Source organism: Sphingobacterium sp. LRF_L2 (genome assembly GCF_965644235.1).
GTDB lineage: Bacteria > Bacteroidota > Bacteroidia > Sphingobacteriales > Sphingobacteriaceae > Sphingobacterium.
Genome location: NZ_CBFFRI010000001.1, coordinates 356,147 through 375,003, shown reverse-complemented (window position 1 = coordinate 375,003; position 18,857 = coordinate 356,147). Strand labels below are relative to the sequence as shown.

Genomic DNA, 18,857 nt, shown 5'->3' with positions numbered 1-18,857 from the left:
ATTGAAATTAAGCTTATTTTCAATAGTCTTCCAAAAAGATCAACAAATAGGGCATTTGTCATAAAATAGTAATAACGAAATTATTATTTATAATCTTTCTAAATAAGATTTATCTTTGTCTCAATATAGGTGTGGAACTTATGGTATTAAGTCCTGCTTACCTGCATACAAAAGGGTGTGCAGGTAAGACAGGCGCAAAAGTAATCTGGCCTTAGTCGTGTCAAAAAGTGCATAAACCATTGTAAGTTGAAGATATTAACATCAAATGAATCAGGATTTATAAGTATTCGGGAAGGGCATGATCTTGTGCACTTATCTTTCAAAAACTTGATGTTGAATTTTTCTTTGGCCGAATTTTGTGCTTTTCGAAGAATGACGAAACAACTACTGGTTGAGAGTTTGTTGATTCAATTTCCTGATGGCACTCGCCGCATCATCCTTCGCACTCCCTATTCCGGAATAACCTTCTCATTTGAGCATGTTGAAATATTGTCTTTAGTAGATGCGCTCGACGAGGCCTATTATATGAAGGAAGTGTATTCTTTACTTGATAAGTCTTAAGCCTTTTTCAGAATTTTAATCGGTTACTTTTAAATTTTGTTTCAACGACCTTGGGTTTATGATCCGTTGACCTCCTAAATCCTAATATTATATATTCTCAATATCGCGAATAACTTTCCTGTTTTTCGCTATTCCATAATTAAAGAAACCGTTAGCTTCGCTATATGCTTGAATGGGTCTCTCTTTTTCCAAATAGACCCTGATTCCAAAATAGATAGTGTAAAATAATATGTATGTGCAAAGAACAAGTCATAGAATTGATGCGCGAGAAGGGAATTACAATTAGTGAGAACCGAATCGTGATTGTGGAAGAGGTTTGTAGAATGCGTGCCATCATGGATGTCGAAAAGTTTTGGTTGGATCTTCGCGCTGTACATAAAATATCTTGGGCTACGACCTATAACGTACTGCGTGTAATGAGCGAATACGGTATATTGAAACGGACTAAACGGGAGGGAAGAGCAGTGTCTTATTATTTACCTGAAGGTGTGGAAGAACAATGTCGGTCTTTGAAAGGGTAGCTGTTGCGACAGGAAAAATAAAATTTTATCAAACCTGCTTCGAATTAATGCTGAATAACGTGAAACACTTTCAAAAATTAATCGTTATTTGTTTAAATTAAATATGTAACAATGGAATATAGAAAAATGTTGCCTTTATTGGCGTTTATACTGATGACTATAACGCTATCTGCTCAGGAACTAAAAACTGTAGATTATGAGGATGGTACACAGAAGCTAAAGGGATTGTTGACTAGCAATTCGGGACAAAAATTGCCGGGTGTACTGATCTTGCCTGCTTGGAAAGGAATTGATCAGGAAGCAAAAGATGCTGCGCTTGCATTACAGAAGGAAGGCTATATTGCTTTTGTTGCAGACATCTATGGCGAAGGAAACATTCCTAGTGATAACGTCAGTGCCGGGAAGATTGCAGGAAAATATAAGACCGATTATAAGGCTTATCAACACCGGATAGCGCTAGCGTTGGAAGAGCTTAAGAAAGCAGGCGCAGTTCCTCAAAAACTGGCTGTAATCGGATACTGTTTTGGTGGAACTGGCGCCTTGGAAGTTGCCCGTGCTGGTTTCCCTGTTCAAGGAGTCGTGTCTATCCATGGTGGTTTGGCAAAGGATGTCGGTAGACCCAATAATGTCATAACGACGAAGGTTTTGGTGGAAAACCCGGCAGAGGATAAAGGGGTTACTCCGGAAGTATTGCAAGGGTTAATTCAGGAAATGAATGAAGGAAAGGCAGATTGGCAAATTATTACCTATGCAAATTCGGGTCATACTTTCACAGATCCTAAATCGCCTGAATATAATGAGTTAATGGCTAAACGCGCGTGGCAACATACCTTATTGTTTTTAAAGGAGGTCTTGCGCTAATTTTTTAATTCTTATACTTAGAAAGGATAAAGCGAGAATGTACTCATGTGCATTTTCGCTTTTATGTATGTACCTCTAGCATGATCTGTACCGCTATCGTTTGTTAATTTTACGGGAACTGCTAGAGGGCAGACCAAAATGAGCTTGAAATAGGGGCCTCTTGTTCAGTATGGAAAATGATATTTATCATGTAGATAGCTGACTTTCCCTATACGAAGAGCGCATCGATGTCGACGCTCTTCGTATCTTCTATGCATATGCTATAATTGGGCTTGTTTTAGTATCATGAAAATTGCGCTCAAAAAGTAATTAGAACAATTGCGCCTGTTAAGTTACTTTAGCTTGCATCCAATAAAATTGCTAATTGTATGCAAGGTTTATCTGAGCGGTTACTCCAGGCGTGGTTCGTTCCGCGTTGTATCACGATGTCTCCCGCCGTCAACCTTGTCTCACCATCCTCCATCATCAGATATAACTCACCGGAAAGAATAATGATGTAGTCTAATGTATGGGTTTGATGCATGAGTGGATGTGGTTTATCTTCGGCTATGGTAACACCTAGTGATGTGTCTGGAGGTATAACTACATACCGAAAATACGTCCCATTTTTGGGCGTCTCTGGAAATGGAAGGTTGGGAATCGGTAGAGAAAGATCGAGAATAGAGGCCATGTTGCCAGTATTCCAGACGTCTGCAATAAAAAGCCCAGGAAAATGTTCGACGACATTTTCTACAAGTCGATCTTCTATGATTGTTGATTTTCCGTCTTGTATGCCTGTAACTATTCTTCGGGGAGTTTGTTTTGTTATGTCCATATTTTTATTGATTGATAATAGGATAAGGCCATCCGTCGGGACCATTATCGAGTGGTTCAAAATTATGGACTAAATGGAGTATATTTGCCATAGGTATACTCAAGGTAACCGGTAACCTCAATATCACCACATGGAAGAAGTAACAGATAATGTACTAAAACGGACGAGCTCCTGTTCAGAGAAATTGATGGCATTAAGGGATAGCCTATATGTATTGGGAGGGAAATGGAAGCTTATGATCCTTCGTTATTTGTCAAATAGAACCGACCGTTTGATCAATTTCAAAAGTTTACAGCGAGGTATTGAAGGTATTTCAGCAAAGATGCTTAGCAAAGAACTTAAAGAACTTGAAGCAAATCATCTTATCACGAGAACTGTCCAAGAAACAAAACCGCTTAGTGTGACATATGCCGTGACAGATTATGGCAAATCGGTCTTCCCTGTGACGGAAATACTTATTGATTGGGGGATGACTCATCGTCTGGTGATTCGAAATTCAGAGGAAAAGGAGTAAGAATAATTTGAAATAATTGATGTAAAATAAAATCTACTTTTTTTGTAGATTTTATTTTTTGCTCTATATTTGCCTCATATTCGTTTCTCAATAGGCGTTGGCGACGAAAGTACTTAACTTAAAAACAGTTTATGAAGAAATTAATGCTAACTCGCAGTTGTTATTTTACTCGTTTTTCTGATCGATATGCGAATGATCTTTCTCGAATGCGAATGTCTTTCTAGGTAATACTTATACCATTCGTTGTGGACTGCCGCTAAATCGGCTCCTTTCCTTTCTTAATTCTATGATTTGTGCCCAGCTGTTTGTGTTTTCAAACCAGTATAGGCTGATATAACTATTGATTAGTCGTGGCAGATTTGCGACTTAAAGTTTTGATTATGTATAAAGATTTATCCGATAGAGAGATCTTTCAACGTTTTGCTGAAGGAGATAAGATAGCTTTTAATGAGATTTATGACCGTTACTGGCTGAAGCTATTTGTTCATGCGCAAAAGATGATGAATAATGTGGAGATGGCAAAGGATGTGGTACAAGAAGTGTTTACAACACTTTGGGTAAAAATCGATAAGATTGAGATACATGGTGAACTTCATTCTTACTTACATACTTCGGTTCGAAATAGAATATTTAATATTATTGAACATAGTAAAGTGCATGACCATTATATCGAGTCTATGCAGTATTTTTTCGCTCAACATGCTCCAACCACAGAAAATAACTTTGACATCAAAGAATTGATCAAGCTTGTGGAAGCAGAAATAAACTTATTGCCTTCGAAAATGCGGGAGATTTTTGAATTGAGTAGAACAGAACAGTTAAGCCATAAAGAAATAGCTGCACAGCTTAATATCTCGGATAAAACCGTAAAAAAGCAAATCAACAATGCTATAAAGATTCTCAAGCGTAAGCTCCATCTTTCAACTGATTTACTGTTGATTATCATTTACTTCTGTAAGTAAAATCGTATAGCTTTTACTTTTTTTGAAAAAAAATAAAATTTTTCTACTACCAAGCTCTACTTATCCTGTCATACATTTAATAAGGGAAGAATATAACGATGCATAAAAAAGAAGCGATAGTACATCTTTTAGAAAAATACCAAAGTGGTAGATTGTCTGCTGAAGAAAAGCAGCTTCTTGAACGCTGGTATTTAGCGTCTTTAAAAGCACAGCCTTTCCAAATAGAAGAAGATACTTCTTTTGATACTTTGCGAGCAGAAATATGGGAAGCGATAATGCATAATGTACATCCGAATAACCCTGTAGTATATGTGAGACCATATAGATGGTTATCTGCTGTAGCGAGTGTAGTTACGACTTTTTTTATAGCTGCATTGGGGTATTGGTTGTTCTTTCTGAATAATAATGCCGTTTATATTACAAAAACAGCGGCCGTAGAGGAAGTGAAGAAGGTCATGTTGCCAGATAGTTCTATCGTATGGTTAAATGCCCAGTCGACAATTAAGTATAAGAAGGATTTCGCTGATGGTCGAAATGTTATTCTTGAAGGCGAAGGCTATTTTGAAGTGAAGAAAGATCCATCTTCACCCTTTAAAATTGAAAGTGGTGACATCGAAACGCAGGTATTGGGAACTTCATTCAATATTAAAGCTTTTCCTCGCGAAAGAAGTGTAGATGTTATTGTAAAATCTGGTAAGGTTAAAGTTGGAAAACGTGGTGAAGATAGGGTATATTATTTAGTAGCTAACGACCACCTATCTTATCAAACTTCAAGTCAGATTTCTGTAGAAAAGACGGCAGCAGATGATGCGGTAGCATGGGCTTCTGGACGACTGCAATTTACAGAGAAAAACTTGAAAGAGATAGCAGCTGTGTTGTCCCGATGGTATGGCAAGGAGATTATAATCATTGGAAATAACTTAGATAAGTGTATTTATACCGCGGTGTTCGACCAAAATGTTAGGTTAGAAGAAGTTCTGGATATTATATCATCAGTAAATAACCTTACCGTGAAATATGATAAAGAAGGAAAACGTGTGCAGATTTCAGGAAAAGGATGTTAGTTTTTTTTGCAATTAAAATCTACTAAATCTATATATAATATAAATTTTTATTAAAGCTATATGAACAATTTTTGACACATATAGAATAGAGGGATAGTCAACAAATAATCAATAATTAATAGTATATGAATATACAGAATGATGTAAGATTTTTCTTGCAAAGGGTATTCTTTGGCTTATTATTTCTAACCAGTCGTGTTTGTAAAGACTGGGGGAGATCTTTAAAAAGCATACCTAAAAAAGACATCGTTATAACGGCATTTTGTCTTTTGATTTTAAATTTAGGTGCTTTTTCGAATCGTTGTATAGCCCAAGATATATCATCTGCTTATGTAAAAGTAGAAAAAGGAGTTACTTCCTTTCCGTTGCTTTTTAAACTTATTGAACAACAAAGCAGTTATAAATTTATATACAATTCGAAAGAGCTTGCTGAGGAAAAGGAAATCACGATAAAAAAAGGAGGAAGATATACAATTGGGGAGCTTTTACGAGGGCATCTGGTGCCTTTGGGATATCGTTATACACTCACAGGAAAGCATATCGCTATATTGAGAGATAGTAATACTAAATCTGCCAAAGCAAGTAATTTACAGACCACAATTCGAGGTAAAGTCGTGGATGAAAGTGGCGACCCGCTGGCAGGGGTAACGGTTTCTCTGCGGGGAGAAAATAGCCTGACGACGACAGACCAAGATGGACAATTTGATCTTCAGGCAGCCGCCACAGGTATTCTTGTATTTTCTTCAATAGGTTATAAGACAATAGAACGTCAGATAGGCGCGTTTACTTTTTTCGAGATATCGCTGATACCAGATGATGGTGATATCCTTGATGAAGTCGTTGTCGTAGGTTATGGTACACAGCGTCGTAGAGATCTGACAGGAGCGATAGCGTCGGTATCTAAGAAACATTTAGAATATAACACGGCTCCTTCCGTAGACGTATTGTTGGGAGGTGCGGTAGCTGGTGTGAATGTTACGCAGGCTTCTGGTCAGCCTGGAGCTCCCGCGACAATACGTATTCGTGGTGGTAATTCTGTGAATGCCAGTAACAACCCTTTGTATGTTATTGATGGATTTTTGTATTTCAGTGATAATTCTTCTACAAAAACTGGATTCGGAGGCATAGATGGAGAATTTAATCCGTTGAATATGCTTAATCCTGCTGACATTGCCTCGATAGATGTGCTAAAGGATGTTTCTGCAACAGCTATTTATGGATCTAGGGGCTCTAATGGCGTTATTCTGATAACGACCAAGAGGGGCGATAAAGATAAAAGTGTGGTGGATTATCAATATACATTTGGTGCGGCAAATTCTGCGAAGAAACTGGATCTGCTAAATGCACAACAGTGGGCACGTTTGCAGAAAGATTATTTTCTGAATAAACCAGGCTATAGTGATGATGAGATTGCAAGCTTGGGTGAAGGTTACAATTGGCAAAATGCGGTTTTGCAGACGGGAATATCTCAAAATCATGCGGTGTCTATCAGTGGCGGTGACGAATTATCACAGTATTTTATCTCGGGGAATCATTTGAATCAAGATGGAGTAGTACTTAATTCGGGATTTAAGCGCTTCGTTGGGAGAGCAAATTATGACCGCCAAGTATTTTCTAGACTCAAGGTAGGCTTTAGTTTAACGGCAAATAAGAGTACACAGAATAGCCTAACTACGTTCGAGGAGGTAAATTATAATAGTTCGCCTTATTCAGCGGGTATCGCAAATTCATTAACATATGCGCTGTATATACCTCCTGTGGTTCCCTTTTATACCAATACCGGTGAATATAATTACAACAATCCATTTGAGTATGCTTATTTACGTCAAGGACAGAAAACGGCTAATCCAATATCAGACCTGAACAATAGCACCGCAGAAACGATCTACACCGGCTTCCTTGGAAATTTTTATGCACAATACAAGCCGATCGAAGAACTTACAGCAAAAGTGAGCGTAGGGAGTAATATTGGACATGTTACGCAACGATATTTTTCACCATCATATACAGCTCTTGGTCTTGAACCCGGCGGAATCGGTGGAATCGGCAATAAAAGGTCGGAAATTTTATTGTCTGAGTTTACGTTGAATTATGCCAAAAAAATCAACCAGTTTCATTCCCTTGATGTTTTAGGTGGTTTTACTTTTCAGGATACCAAAACAAATTATATTTCTACGCTGAGTTCGGGTTTTACCAATGAATCGTTGGGTGTAGATAATCTTCAAGATGGAAAGCCTTACGGAAGTAGACCTATTGGAAGCGGTGCTACGGAAAGTAAGCTCTATTCTTTGTTAGGGCGTGTGAATTATGCATGGCTCGACCGCTATCATTTGACTGCTAATTTTCGAAGCGATTATTCCACCCGTTTTGCGAAAAATCATAAATGGGGACTTTTTCCCTCTTTGGGATTGGCTTGGAATATAAGTGATGAAAGCTTCCTTCGAGATGTGAAAAACTTAAGCTCTTTGAAACTTAGATTAAGCGGGGGAAATGTAGGTAACCAGGAAATTGGAGACTATGAGTACCTGCAGCTGCTGGAAGCAATTTATTACGGAGATGAGGTTGCTTATAAGGTTGGAAACAGTGGTAATGAAGATTTAAGATGGGAGACGACGGAACAGTATAACGTGGGCATTGATGCCGCCTTTTTTGAAAATAAAATAGCTGCGACTTTGGATGTATACCAAAAGAAGACCTCTGATTTATTGTTGTTAATTCCGCCAAAATTAGGTGAAGAAAATGAACAATTGAGAAATGTGGGGAATTTGACGAATAAAGGAATTGAGTTTTCACTCCATGCTACTCCTATTCAGAGGACGAATTTTCAATGGACACTATCTGGAAACATAGCCTATAACAGAAACCGCATAACAGAACTTTACGATGGTGTAACGGAGAAAAAATTAGGGGTAGAGGTTTTAAAGGTCGGGGAATCTATTGGCTCTTTTTCAGGGCTTCTCTTTGAGGGCGTTGTGCAGAAAGATGAAGATGTAACGGCGTTGCCTACAACCCCGTCTTATACGAACCTGCAGCCTGGCGACCCTAAATTTAGGGATGTCAATCAGGATAATCATATTGATCTGAATGATCGTATTGTGTTGGGAAGCACTCAGCCAAATTTAACTTATGGTTTTTCTACCGCTGTAAATTATCGTGGCTTTGATTTTTTTGTTTTGCTGCAAGGCGTATCGGGTAATAGTGTTTATAATCAGTTACGAAGATATTTAGAGAGTCCGAATGATGCGTATAATGCTTCGGCAGTATTGTTGGATAGCTGGACAGAGAATAATCCATCTACGACTGTACCAAGGATAACGAATTCAAGACTGTCTTCTGAGGTAGACAGCCGCTATATAGAATACGCTTCCTACTTAAGATTGAAGACACTGACGGTCGGCTATACATTTGGTCAAGGACGACAGCCCGTAAAAAAATGGCCATTGCGCTTGCGCATATTTGCAACCGCACAAAATCTTTTGACCATCACAGGCTATAAAGGTTATGATCCTGAAATTGCGAAAGGCACTGATTTAGGTGCGTTTCCGATGCCCAGAACTTTTCTATCAGGGTTAAGTATAACATTCTAATCTATTGAAATCAAATAGTTTTACTAATCAAATAATTAATATCATGAAGAAGTATTTTAATCGTGCCGTTATAACTGCTATAACGTTGAGCTCGCTGGCTTTACATTCGTGTAAAAAGAGTACTTCAGATGATCCAAATGTGATCACTGGAGCATCTTCTTGGTCATCCAATCAAGAGGCATTGGCTACTGCAAGTGCGGCCTTTTCACCATGGCAACGCCTAAGCTCATCTTATTCCTTTTTATTGGAATCGACATCAGAGCATACCATTAGTTTTGAAGGAACAGATGATGAGGCGGGACCATTGGTTAGTCAATTTAAAACCGATGTAAACAATTGGTATCCTACTAAAATTTTCAATTATCTCTATGTAAGTATTGGTGAAGCAAATCGAACCATTGAGAAAGCGGATTCCAGTAAGGCAGGAGGAGATCTTTCGCAAGAGACGATTGATTTAGCAAGAGCCCGTGCCAAGTTTATCCGGGGGTTAGGATATTCTTACTTAACCAATCTTTGGGGTGAAGTACCGCTTATCTTAACAACTTCATCAACCACGGCTGAACAGACTACGCGTCGCTCTATCGACGATGTTTATGGCCAAATCGTAAAGGATCTTACAGAAGCAGAGGCAAGTTTGCCAGCTTTTGATCAAAAGCGTTCTAATCCTAGCAAAGGCGCTGCTAATGCAATATTAGCGAGGACCTATCTTACCTGGGCCAGCAAACCTTTGTCTCAAAATGAAGTGGGAACTATTGCCACAAGCAAGACTGATCCCTCTGCTGCAACTTGGGATACTGATAAACTACAGAAAGCTATAGAATATGCTGATAAAGTAATCAATAGTGGGAACTTTAGACTAGAAGCTGATTTTGAAGATAACTTTGGTGTGCCAGCTGAGAATGTTTCGCCTGAACATATCTTTACGATTCACCATGATGGAGATGGTCAAGGTGATGCACAGGGAAACCATCAAACGCATTGTCCTTTTACCTTCCGCTTTGATCTGTATCAAGACAACCATATTGGTCCGGCAGATGTTTCTTTATTGGAAAAATTTTCGGATACAGATAAACGCAAACGCTTCTCTCTCTTGACCCGTTTATATAACGAAGATGAACCTTTAGTCGCTAGTCCGACAAAAACAGCAGACTATAAAGGATACGATTATGTTTTTCCGGTTACTTCTCCGCGCATCGGCAAATTTATTCATCGTAATAGTGTGTTGACCGAAGTAGCACCAGGCTCTGAAGCTGGACAACCTAATGATATTAACAGGATTGAGATACGTTATGCTGAGGTTTTGCTGATCAAAGCAGAAGCGCTATTACAGCTTGGAAGAGCTAGCGAAGCTGCTTCCTTGGTAAACCAACTCCGTGAGCGGGCCGGCTTGGAGACTTATACGACATTGACACATGCCCAGTTGGAAGAGGAATGGTATCTTGAATTGTTTTTTGAACAACGCCATTGGTCAAACCTGGTACGTTGGCGTAAGCTTGTTTCTACGGTTCTTGCTGATGTTCCTACATTTGAATATTATAAAGATCAGTACAAGAGCGTAGAGTCTATTGCTAGTAAATTTGGCGTCGAGAACGACGGTACTTCTTCGGGTACTGTAAAAACCAATTATCCGTTTTTTGCAAAAATTTATAAACACCTTCATGCGAAAACAGATAATGTCAGTGGTAAATTCTACCGCTTTCCAATACCAAAAGGACTTTCTGGTAATGATTTAGGAATAACTCAAAATCCAGGTTATTAAAAAATTAGGTTTGCCGATTTATACAGAGGTGGCAAACCTTCGCTTTCTATTAAGCGGATTTGAATTAAAAAACATGATAAAAAATATGATTATGGATAAAAAATATATACTGAGGACCTTCTTATGTTTCTTGAATCTATTTGCGTTGTTCCTCTTTTCTTGCAGTAACAGTAACGAAGATTTATTACCTGCAGCTCCTACCGTAGCATTGGTACATTTGGGAACACATGATTCACCGGATGATAAGATTGTACTTATTGGAGAAGCAATACATCTTGAGGCTGACATTGTCGCATCAGGTCTCGTCGCTAAGATCGAACTGGAAGCTTACCAAACTAGCGGTTATGGTACTTACAGTTTTAAAAAAGAGTATACAGGAGATTACGTGGGACAAAAGGAAGTGACTTATCACGATCACCCAGAATTATCTGATGATGCTCCAATAGGTGAGTACCGTCTGATAATCAAAGTTACCGATCAGAAAGGACAGGTTGGAAAAGTAGAGTCTGATTTTACGGTGAAGCAAGGGGACGGAAGTGGTGAACATACTCATGAACATTAATTTGGTCTCTGCTATTTAACGAATCACTTTTCGGTAGCGAATATGAAAGATATAAAATATGTGATGCTATTGACTTTTATCTTTTGTTTGTTAACTGGTACTGCTGTTGCACAACAGCAGTTACCAGATTTCTCTATGGAGACACTGAAAGGAGATCGTATCCAAACACAGGCGATATTGAAGGATAGAGTTCCCGTTGTAGTTTCTTTTTGGACGACAGCTTGCAAACCATGTATACAAGAACTGGATGCTTTTGCCGAAAATTGGAAGCTGTGGCAATCTCAGGTGAAGTTTAAGCTGTTGGCTGTATCCATTGATGATACGAGAACAGCGTCTAGGGTACGTCCTTTAGTACGAAGTCGTGATTGGCCTTTCTATATTCTTCTTGATAAAAATCAGGAATTCAAACGCGCATTGCAAGTAAATATGATTCCGCAATTGTTTGTCCTAGACGAAAATGGCAAGGTGATTTATTCTCGGGTGGGCTATTATCCTGGAAATGAAATTGAGGTTTTGGAAATTCTTAAAGGGTTGAAATGAATAGCAACATATGGAGTCGGTTTTTTGTGTTGATTATATTTTCTTTTCTTCAGTTGGATGCTTACACGCAGTCTTATGTTTCGGGGAGTTTTGAAACGAGTACGATTAGATATTTGGAAGATGGGCAGACAAAGGCCGCTGTTCCTGAAGATAAATTGGGCAGTAATAATTATCTGAAATTGGATTTTCAGTTTCATAAGTTGAAGGGAGGTTTACAATACGAGGCCTATTTGCCTGTTTTGCAGGGATATCCCACTTCACTTCATGGTAATGGTTTGGTTTTTAAATATGCTTCATTTCAAGACAGTGCTTTTTCTGTTACCGTCGGAGATTTTTATGAGCAATTTGGGCATGGTCTGATTTTAAGAAGCTATGAAGAACGGGCACTAGGCTTAAATACTGCTCTTGAAGGTGTTCGAGTTACCTATAGTTTTGGCGATGTTGCGGTAATAAAAGGGATTGTTGGTAGACCAAGGTCTTTCATGGAGAAGGCAGAATCGACGGTGAAAGGATTAGATTTTTACCTCTATATCGATAGGTTACTTAAGCTGGAACAGTCGAGTTTGAATTCGGAGATTAGCATCATTGACAGGTATGTACCCTATACTGGACAAGCGGATATCAACCCTAATGTCCGAGCGTATTCAATAAACGCAAATTGGCAGTTTCGAGCATTTTCCCTAACCGGTGAATATGCTTATAAAACGGCAGACAAAAGTACCTATAGTGCTGATCTGAATAAAGATGGAAGTGCATTTCTTGTCGATTTTGATTATAGTAAAGCTGGATTTTCTAGCTCTTTAACTTTTAGACGACTGGAATATATGCAATTTGGAACGACAAGGGATATTACAGGGATAGGTCGTGATTTAAATTATTTGCCTGCATTGACTAAACAATATAGTTACTCCCTTGCCACTTTGAACCCACATAATACAATGGGGAATGGAGAGATTGGAGGGCAACTGGATTTGCATTATCGGTTAAAAGACTGGCAATGGTTTGGAGGAGAGTATGGGACGAAGATTGGTTTAAATGTCGCAAGCTTTTATAACCTCAAAGGAGATGTCGAAAATGGATACCGCTTTTTTGCCAAAGGCGATAGGCTTTACTATCAAGATATAGGTGTGGATTTGGAAAGGCGGCTTAGTGAAACCTGGTTTCTTCGGATGCTCTATTCCGCACAACAATACAACCCTATTGTGATTGGAAAAGAAGATACAAAATATTCATCACAGATTGCTGTCGCAGATATTACTTGGAAAACAACAGATAGACAGTCGCTACGATTCGAAGGTCAGCATCTTTGGAGTAAAGATTATCAAAAAAATTGGGTAGCAGGTTTGGTGGAACTTTCGTTGTCAGCCAGATCGGCTGTATTAATAGGTGATATGTTTAACTATGGGCAAACAGGTATTCACTATTATAAGGTTGGATGCAGTTATTCGCTAACTCGAACACGGTTTGCAGCTCAATATGGACGTAATCGAGAAGGAATAATCTGTGCGGGTGGGGTTTGTTTGTATATGCCAGCTTATACAGGGCTCAATCTATCTATTGTATCGGCTTTCTAAATATTTTTTGAATGCCTAATTCGCCCGAAATTACTTGAAGTAGTTCACTATTATGTTTTTCAACTATTAAAACCTTTAACTATTTATTCGAATGAAAATTATGCTAAACCAATACCTTCTTCTTTGCCTTATCCTTTCTGCATGTACGAAAGGAAGTGGCGTAAAAGAAGGGCAAGATTCAGAAGCAATCAATAACAGTAGCGGTAAAAATGTTTTGATCATGGAATTTGTCTCTTTTGACTGCGTGTATTGTCCGTCCGTGACGGAAGTGCTCAAGATCGCTGCTAACGAAAAATTTCCAAATAGGATTGATATAATTAGTGTACATGGTCGATTAGAAGAGGAGGATCCTATGGAATTTAAAGGATACAAGCAGTTTCAAAACTACTTTTATAATATTACGGGATATCCTGCTGTAATCGTGGATCAACGCGAAGATCTGGTTACTGTGGGATCATTTGATGCGACTACAAGTTCTTTTTTATCTCGTTTCGATGCAGTATCGCCAGTCGGTATAAGTATCAGCACGCTTAAGACTAGCGATGATCAAGTGCAAATTGTAGCAGGTATTGCCAATAACAAAAAAAACACGGCAAACTATCGTTTAGCAGTTGCAGTCCTGGAAAATAAAATTATCTATAAACAGGCTGATTTGGTAGATGGTGGTTTGCAATGGATAGATAACTATGAGCATAATCATGTGTTACGTGCTTTCCTTAGTGAAAATTATTTTGGAGACCTTATAGGAACGCTTGTAGATGATGAAATCTACTCGAAGAAATTTACTTACTCGGTGCCGAACGGTGTTAATATTGATAATTTATCCGTTGTCGCTTATGTTGTCGAAGCCAAAGGATTTTCTGATAGAGTAGTGCTGAATAGCAGATCTGTAGATATCGGGCAATCCGTAACTTTCTAATATATCGTGTGCATGTTGAAGAATAAATGGACTTATATCGTGTTTGTATTACTTCTATCGGGTATTGTTTTTTACGGGTTATTCTGGAATAAGCCCCATCGGAAAATTGAAAATTTTGAAACAACACAGGTGAACGCGGTTTCAATTGCCCGACTGTTTGAGGAAGACGAGCAAACGGCGAATAAAAAATACTTAAACAAACCATTGACTGTGGAAGGGGAGGTCAAAGATATATCTTATAATGATGATGGAAAACAAGTAATTCTTCTACAAGGAGAAACGACACTCTTGGGCGTTCAATGTACCTTGATCGATAGTAATGAACACGTTCATGTAGGGGATAAGGTAACTATCAGTGGTTTTTGTAGTGGCTACACGTTGGTTGTTGTTTTGAGTCAATGTAAATTTTTAAATCAGTTATGAAAGTGTTTTGTCTTTTTTGCGCGTTAAGTCTTGTTTGCTTTTTTTCTTCTTGTTATAAGAATAGTTTGGAAGAACTTTCAGGTTCGGATAATTGTAATGTAGAAAATGTTTCTTACGGCAGCAGTATTCGCCCAATTATGAATATTTCCTGTGCGATAAATGGATGCCATCATGCTTCAGCAATTTTAACTTTTCCATTGACAACTTATTCCGAATTAAAAGAACAGGTCGATAACGGTCTTCTTTTGAAAAGTATCAATCATGAAGCAGGGGTATCACCTATGCCCAAGTCGGTCTCCAAGCTGTCCGACTGTAATATAAAAAAAATCACAGCTTGGATAGTAGATGGTGCACTGAACAATTAAACGAATATAAAAATTTTAGATCTTATGCGGGTTACAGCTTTTTTATTTTGCCTTTTCCTCTTTTTTGGTTCTGCGCAAGGGCAAACATTTCTAACGCGAAGTGGACAAGTGAGTTTTCGATCGGAAGCCGCCGAGGAGCTTATTGAAGCAAAAAATAATGACGTAGCTGCACAGCTATTTATAAATGAAGGTAGGGGACAGGTTATTATTCCGATTAAATCTTTTAGGTTTAAAAATGCGCTCCTAGAGGAACATTTCAATGAAAATTATTTGGAGAGCGATCGGTATCCGAAGGCCACCTATAAGTTTTCGGTTACAAATATTGCTCATGTTGATTTTGCTAAAACAGGTAAATACAATGTGAATACGACAGGGGTAATTAAAATCAAAAATAAAGAAAAACAAGTGGCAATACCTGGTTTTATAACGGTGAAAGATAATCATCAAATTTTGTTGGAGGCAAATTTTACCCTATTGCTAGCGGATTATGAAATAGAAATTCCGCGCTTAGTCGAAAAGAAATTGGCTAAAGCTATACAAATAAATGTTCATACGTTACTCTCAAAGCAATAAATATAACTATGATATATTTTAAGAGTATCGCATTTCTTTTTATCTTAATCTTCGTTCATTTTGATATGGCTGCACAAGAAATTGATTCGTTATTTCAAGCATTTGAGGATGATGTTTCGAAATGGGAAAAGGGAATCGATGAGACAACAGCAACCTTCAAAACAACAAGAATAGCCAATGGTCACACAGTAGAACAATGTAAAATAGGCGTGTTGGATATGCGTATTAACCATAGGTTTGGGAGTGTAAGCGATGGTGTAAATAATTTTTTGGGGTTGGATAATGCGGTGACGCGGATCGGGTTTGATTATGGAATTACTAATGACTGGATGGTAGGGATAGGTCGAAGTACGTTAAATAAAGAATTCGATGGATTTGTAAAAGGGGCTATTTGGAAGCAGGGAAAACGGAATTTTCCACTGACGCTAAGCTACGTTGGAGGCATATATGTTGTCACGGAAAAAGGAGAGATACAACAATATTCTTTTATGAATAGAGTTTCGTATCTCCAGCAGCTCCTCTTGGCTAGGAAATTTAATCGGAATCTAAGCCTACAGCTCGTACCAACACTGATGCATTTTAATATGACCAACCTTTCTTCCGAAGAAAATACATTGTATGCACTAGGGGTTGGTGGAAGATACAAGTTAAATAAGAGAATCGCGTTGACAATGGAGTATTATTATGTCCCAAAGCAGTTTCAACGCAATGGCAATGCTAATCCTTTTACTTTAGGGCTAGATATTGAAACCGGGGGACACGTATTTCAACTTTTCCTCTCGAATGCTTCGGGTATTAGTGAACGATCGATGTTTACCAACACATTGTCAAAATGGGAGAAAGGGGAGATTCATTTCGGGTTTAATATTTCGCGCGTATTTACACTGCGTAAGCAATAAGTTTTATTGTTCCCTACTTTTTTTTGTTAATATAGAATCAACGCCAATTCAAAATAAAAGGGAGTCCTGTTTAGGCTCCCTTTGTTTACTTTTAAGGCTCGATGACGATACCATCAATCGTGATCGATTTGCTGCTTAAGGAGAATCCCATATTGCCCGGCAGACTTGTATAGCTGTAGGAGGAAACTTGATCGGAAAAATTGACTAAGGTGGCGTCGTTGAATTCCATAGTTTTGACGATCGATTTGCTGTAGCTGTCTGTAACGGTGATTATTCCTTTCAGGGATGCGTTTCTTTTCGTTAGAACGGATAATGCTTCCTTTCCGATGTTTGCACCATCCAGATTGATGTATATGGTTTTACTTCCATCGTCCGTTATTTTTGTTTTTGCAGTATCTGCTGCTGCCGCTAAAACCGAAGGATACCTTGCAAAACTTATAGATGCGGAGTTTAATTTAATCAGAACCTCTTTGTTGGAAGCAACGAGTTTCAGTTCTACCTTGAAGCGTTGTTCGTCTGTACCCTGTGCTTTGCTCTCTACGAAGACAGTCCCTAACAAAGCGAGTAACAGAAATACTCGAAAATGTTTAAAAAATAAATTCATGACGTGATTTTGTTGTTTATAAATGATCATTTCAAAAAGAACGAGGATGTAATTTGCTCTCCTATGCTAACGAACCGAAATGTGCATTTATTATGCCAAAAATGACCATCTGAATTATCCGTATTTTTTAAGTACCCTTTCTACAGTAGACAGTAAAGAAATTGAACTTTACGTTTGGCTTTTCTGGATTGGCTATTTCTTCAACTTCTATAAAATCTATCAAACCATAGGTTTGAAATTCTTCTTTTATAGCCTCTAAATCGTAGAAAAACACTCGTGCTCCTTTCGTCACTTCAAAGGTGTCTTCGTCAACTTGTAAGCCTTTTCCATAATTGGGGGAATTTTTTGAGATGACAGAAAAAAACATGAAACCACCTTTTTTCAATTGTCTAAAACAGTTTTCTAAGAATTTTGCACGTTGGTTTTTATCCAATAAGTACAATAGGCCATAACAAAATATACCGTCGTATATTGCATCATCAAAGGGCATAGAAGTAACGGATCCCTCGTGAATCTTCATCTGGCTACCGTAATAGGTATGCGCCATCTCTATGGCTGTCTTTGAAATTTCAATCCCTGTAACCTCGATTCCATGATCTATAAACAGTTTTGCATTACGACCGTAGCCTATACCTGGAATTAATATGTTTTTTACATTTTTTTCTAAAAAAAAGTCTTTCGCAAGCTTTGCCGACAGCGTAGGAGAAAAGCCCCATAGTGCTTGGTGTTCTTGAAATGTGGACTCCCAGATTTCCGTCATTAAATCCTTCTCTTTCATTTTACAAAGATATTCAAAAGATTATCTTTCTGCATAGGAGCTTTGTTAAGAGTGTATTGAAAAAAAAAATACGGGATGCAAAACGAGTGGTGGGTATTGCCGATAAATAAACGCTTGTTATTTTTAGAAATTGTAAATACCTTTAACCTTATTAATCAAATATTAAAGATTATTCACAAAAGTATACCACTTTATGAAAAAAATACTAACCCTTGCTTTTGTGACTTTGGTCACTCTTAGTCAAGCGCAACACAAAGAAGTACGTAAAATTGGAAAATTAGAGGGCGTTGCTGTTTCATCCTCTATAGAGGCAAAATATATTGTTTCAGATCGTAATGAAGTCGTCGTAGAGGTAGAGGACCCCGATCATCTAAAAAAAATAGAAACGGTAATTGAGTATGGGAAATTGCATATTAGATATAAGTCGTTTTCTACTATTCGGACGAAGAAGCCTAATCGTGTTACGGTCTATTCCAATGGGAAGTTAAGTGATGTAGAAGTGTCTTCTAGCGCGTCTCTGCGTATAGAGGATCCCATTAAAACTTCTGAAATTGATATCGATGTGAATTCTTCAGGAAAATTATTTGCGAGCAATATCACGGCCGAAAAAGTAGATTTAGAAATTACATCTTCCGGTCGTTTTGATGCACGGATAAATGCAAATTTCTTGGAAGTCGAAGCTTCTAGCTCCGGTAAATTAAACTTGTTGGGGCAAGCGAATAGAGCAATTGTAGATATTAGTTCATCTGCGAATGTGAACATGACGGATATGCGAATTAAAACGGCAAATGTAGATGCAAGCTCGTCTGCCAAAGTAACTATCAATGTTTCTGAAGAACTGAATGCCGACGTATCTTCTTCAGGAAAAGTGTATTATGTTGTAAAACCGAAAAAACTGAAGATAGATAAATCCTCTGGTGGTCAGGTTGAACAGAAGTAAATTATTCCGAAAGGTATATATACAGTAAAAAGGGAGG

General features: G+C 38.1%; 20 protein-coding genes. 17 read left to right on the top strand and 3 right to left on the bottom strand.

Features of this window, described 5'->3' with window-relative positions; all coding sequences use genetic code 11:
• Positions 1–246: 246 nt before the first annotated feature.
• The 3 genes from ACSZOX_RS01580 to ACSZOX_RS01570 all read left to right on the top strand — a co-directional run bounded on the left by ACSZOX_RS01580 (position 247) and on the right by ACSZOX_RS01570 (position 1,943).
• The gene (locus ACSZOX_RS01580) at positions 247–561 is read left to right on the top strand and encodes a DUF6686 family protein (protein WP_437917988.1); all 315 of its coding nucleotides are present in this window, start codon (positions 247–249) and stop codon (positions 559–561) included.
• 233 nt (positions 562–794) lie between these two features.
• Positions 795–1,082, top strand: coding sequence for a transcriptional repressor (locus tag ACSZOX_RS01575; protein ID WP_437917987.1), 288 nt, complete (start codon positions 795–797; stop codon positions 1,080–1,082).
• 111 nt (positions 1,083–1,193) lie between these two features.
• Complete coding sequence (locus ACSZOX_RS01570) at positions 1,194–1,943, top strand: dienelactone hydrolase family protein (protein WP_437917986.1); 750 nt, start codon at positions 1,194–1,196, stop codon at positions 1,941–1,943.
• 337 nt (positions 1,944–2,280) lie between these two features.
• Here the strand turns inward: ACSZOX_RS01570 and ACSZOX_RS01565 are convergent, their stop codons facing one another.
• Positions 2,281–2,757, bottom strand: a complete 477-nt coding sequence (locus tag ACSZOX_RS01565; protein ID WP_437917985.1) for a cupin domain-containing protein — start codon at positions 2,755–2,757, stop codon at positions 2,281–2,283.
• Positions 2,758–2,887: 130 nt separating this feature from the next.
• Between ACSZOX_RS01565 and ACSZOX_RS01560 the strand changes: the two genes are divergently transcribed.
• From ACSZOX_RS01560 to ACSZOX_RS01500, 13 genes are all read left to right on the top strand, one after another.
• Entirely contained in the window at positions 2,888–3,271 is a 384-nt protein-coding gene (locus tag ACSZOX_RS01560) for a winged helix-turn-helix transcriptional regulator (RefSeq protein WP_437917984.1), read from the top strand.
• Positions 3,272–3,651: 380 nt separating this feature from the next.
• A complete protein-coding gene (locus tag ACSZOX_RS01555) occupies positions 3,652–4,233 on the top strand; it encodes an RNA polymerase sigma factor (RefSeq protein ID WP_437917983.1) in 582 nt (193 codons plus the stop codon).
• A gap of 98 nt (positions 4,234–4,331) precedes the next feature.
• Positions 4,332–5,297, top strand: a complete 966-nt coding sequence (locus ACSZOX_RS01550; protein WP_437917982.1) for a FecR family protein — start codon at positions 4,332–4,334, stop codon at positions 5,295–5,297.
• Positions 5,298–5,422: 125 nt separating this feature from the next.
• A complete protein-coding gene (locus ACSZOX_RS01545; RefSeq protein ID WP_437917981.1) occupies positions 5,423–8,884 on the top strand; it encodes a SusC/RagA family TonB-linked outer membrane protein in 3,462 nt (1,153 codons plus the stop codon).
• Between the two features lie 43 nt (positions 8,885–8,927).
• Positions 8,928–10,643, top strand: coding sequence for a RagB/SusD family nutrient uptake outer membrane protein (locus ACSZOX_RS01540; RefSeq protein WP_437917980.1), 1,716 nt, complete (start codon positions 8,928–8,930; stop codon positions 10,641–10,643).
• A 91-nt stretch (positions 10,644–10,734) separates the two neighbouring features.
• Positions 10,735–11,205 carry a DUF4625 domain-containing protein gene (locus tag ACSZOX_RS01535; RefSeq protein ID WP_437917979.1) on the top strand — a complete coding sequence of 157 codons (471 nt, stop codon included), beginning with the start codon at positions 10,735–10,737 and terminating at the stop codon, positions 11,203–11,205.
• Positions 11,206–11,247: 42 nt separating this feature from the next.
• Positions 11,248–11,745: a peroxiredoxin family protein gene (locus ACSZOX_RS01530; RefSeq protein WP_437917978.1), complete on the top strand. Its 498-nt coding sequence runs from the start codon at positions 11,248–11,250 to the stop codon at positions 11,743–11,745.
• Positions 11,742–13,319 (top strand): DUF6029 family protein, encoded by a 1,578-nt coding sequence (locus ACSZOX_RS01525; RefSeq protein ID WP_437917977.1) that lies wholly within the window; start codon positions 11,742–11,744, stop codon positions 13,317–13,319. The genes ACSZOX_RS01530 and ACSZOX_RS01525 overlap by 4 nt, the downstream gene beginning before the upstream one ends.
• 91 nt (positions 13,320–13,410) lie before the next feature.
• The gene (locus tag ACSZOX_RS01520) at positions 13,411–14,238 is read left to right on the top strand and encodes an Omp28-related outer membrane protein (protein WP_437917976.1); all 828 of its coding nucleotides are present in this window, start codon (positions 13,411–13,413) and stop codon (positions 14,236–14,238) included.
• A 12-nt stretch (positions 14,239–14,250) separates the two neighbouring features.
• Complete coding sequence (locus ACSZOX_RS01515; protein WP_437917975.1) at positions 14,251–14,661, top strand: OB-fold protein; 411 nt, start codon at positions 14,251–14,253, stop codon at positions 14,659–14,661.
• 65 nt (positions 14,662–14,726) lie between these two features.
• A complete protein-coding gene (locus ACSZOX_RS01510; RefSeq protein WP_437917974.1) occupies positions 14,727–15,026 on the top strand; it encodes a hypothetical protein in 300 nt (99 codons plus the stop codon).
• 24 nt (positions 15,027–15,050) lie between these two features.
• Positions 15,051–15,599, top strand: coding sequence for a YceI family protein (locus ACSZOX_RS01505; protein WP_437917973.1), 549 nt, complete (start codon positions 15,051–15,053; stop codon positions 15,597–15,599).
• Positions 15,600–15,607: 8 nt separating this feature from the next.
• Positions 15,608–16,498, top strand: a complete 891-nt coding sequence (locus tag ACSZOX_RS01500) for a DUF5777 family beta-barrel protein (protein WP_437917972.1) — start codon at positions 15,608–15,610, stop codon at positions 16,496–16,498.
• Between the two features lie 91 nt (positions 16,499–16,589).
• Here ACSZOX_RS01500 and ACSZOX_RS01495 read toward each other — a convergent pair whose 3' ends face one another.
• Entirely contained in the window at positions 16,590–17,102 is a 513-nt protein-coding gene (locus ACSZOX_RS01495) for a hypothetical protein (RefSeq protein WP_437917971.1), read from the bottom strand.
• Positions 17,103–17,229: 127 nt separating this feature from the next.
• Entirely contained in the window at positions 17,230–17,880 is a 651-nt protein-coding gene (locus ACSZOX_RS01490; protein ID WP_437917970.1) for a class I SAM-dependent methyltransferase, read from the bottom strand.
• A gap of 193 nt (positions 17,881–18,073) precedes the next feature.
• Here ACSZOX_RS01490 and ACSZOX_RS01485 point away from each other — a divergent pair, with 193 nt between their 5' ends.
• Positions 18,074–18,820, top strand: coding sequence for a head GIN domain-containing protein (locus ACSZOX_RS01485; RefSeq protein WP_437917969.1), 747 nt, complete (start codon positions 18,074–18,076; stop codon positions 18,818–18,820).
• Positions 18,821–18,857 lie beyond the last annotated feature (37 nt).

Bases quoted from the DNA above. Each gene is read 5' to 3' on its own strand.
- ACSZOX_RS01550 (WP_437917982.1), top strand. From the start codon at position 4,332: ATGCATAAAAAAGAAGCGATAGTACATCTTTTAGAAAAATACCAAAGT.
- ACSZOX_RS01520 (WP_437917976.1), top strand. From the start codon at position 13,411: ATGAAAATTATGCTAAACCAATACCTTCTTCTTTGCCTTATCCTTTCT.
- ACSZOX_RS01525 (WP_437917977.1), top strand. From the start codon at position 11,742: ATGAATAGCAACATATGGAGTCGGTTTTTTGTGTTGATTATATTTTCT.
- ACSZOX_RS01570 (WP_437917986.1), top strand. From the start codon at position 1,194: ATGGAATATAGAAAAATGTTGCCTTTATTGGCGTTTATACTGATGACT.
- ACSZOX_RS01545 (WP_437917981.1), top strand. From the start codon at position 5,423: ATGAATATACAGAATGATGTAAGATTTTTCTTGCAAAGGGTATTCTTT.
- ACSZOX_RS01500 (WP_437917972.1), top strand. From the start codon at position 15,608: ATGATATATTTTAAGAGTATCGCATTTCTTTTTATCTTAATCTTCGTT.
- ACSZOX_RS01505 (WP_437917973.1), top strand. From the start codon at position 15,051: ATGCGGGTTACAGCTTTTTTATTTTGCCTTTTCCTCTTTTTTGGTTCT.
- ACSZOX_RS01560 (WP_437917984.1), top strand. From the start codon at position 2,888: ATGGAAGAAGTAACAGATAATGTACTAAAACGGACGAGCTCCTGTTCA.
- ACSZOX_RS01490 (WP_437917970.1), bottom strand. From the start codon at position 17,880: ATGAAAGAGAAGGATTTAATGACGGAAATCTGGGAGTCCACATTTCAA.
- ACSZOX_RS01575 (WP_437917987.1), top strand. From the start codon at position 795: ATGTGCAAAGAACAAGTCATAGAATTGATGCGCGAGAAGGGAATTACA.
- ACSZOX_RS01495 (WP_437917971.1), bottom strand. From the start codon at position 17,102: ATGAATTTATTTTTTAAACATTTTCGAGTATTTCTGTTACTCGCTTTG.
- ACSZOX_RS01535 (WP_437917979.1), top strand. From the start codon at position 10,735: ATGGATAAAAAATATATACTGAGGACCTTCTTATGTTTCTTGAATCTA.
- ACSZOX_RS01565 (WP_437917985.1), bottom strand. From the start codon at position 2,757: ATGGACATAACAAAACAAACTCCCCGAAGAATAGTTACAGGCATACAA.
- ACSZOX_RS01485 (WP_437917969.1), top strand. From the start codon at position 18,074: ATGAAAAAAATACTAACCCTTGCTTTTGTGACTTTGGTCACTCTTAGT.
- ACSZOX_RS01530 (WP_437917978.1), top strand. From the start codon at position 11,248: ATGAAAGATATAAAATATGTGATGCTATTGACTTTTATCTTTTGTTTG.
- ACSZOX_RS01515 (WP_437917975.1), top strand. From the start codon at position 14,251: ATGTTGAAGAATAAATGGACTTATATCGTGTTTGTATTACTTCTATCG.
- ACSZOX_RS01540 (WP_437917980.1), top strand. From the start codon at position 8,928: ATGAAGAAGTATTTTAATCGTGCCGTTATAACTGCTATAACGTTGAGC.
- ACSZOX_RS01555 (WP_437917983.1), top strand. From the start codon at position 3,652: ATGTATAAAGATTTATCCGATAGAGAGATCTTTCAACGTTTTGCTGAA.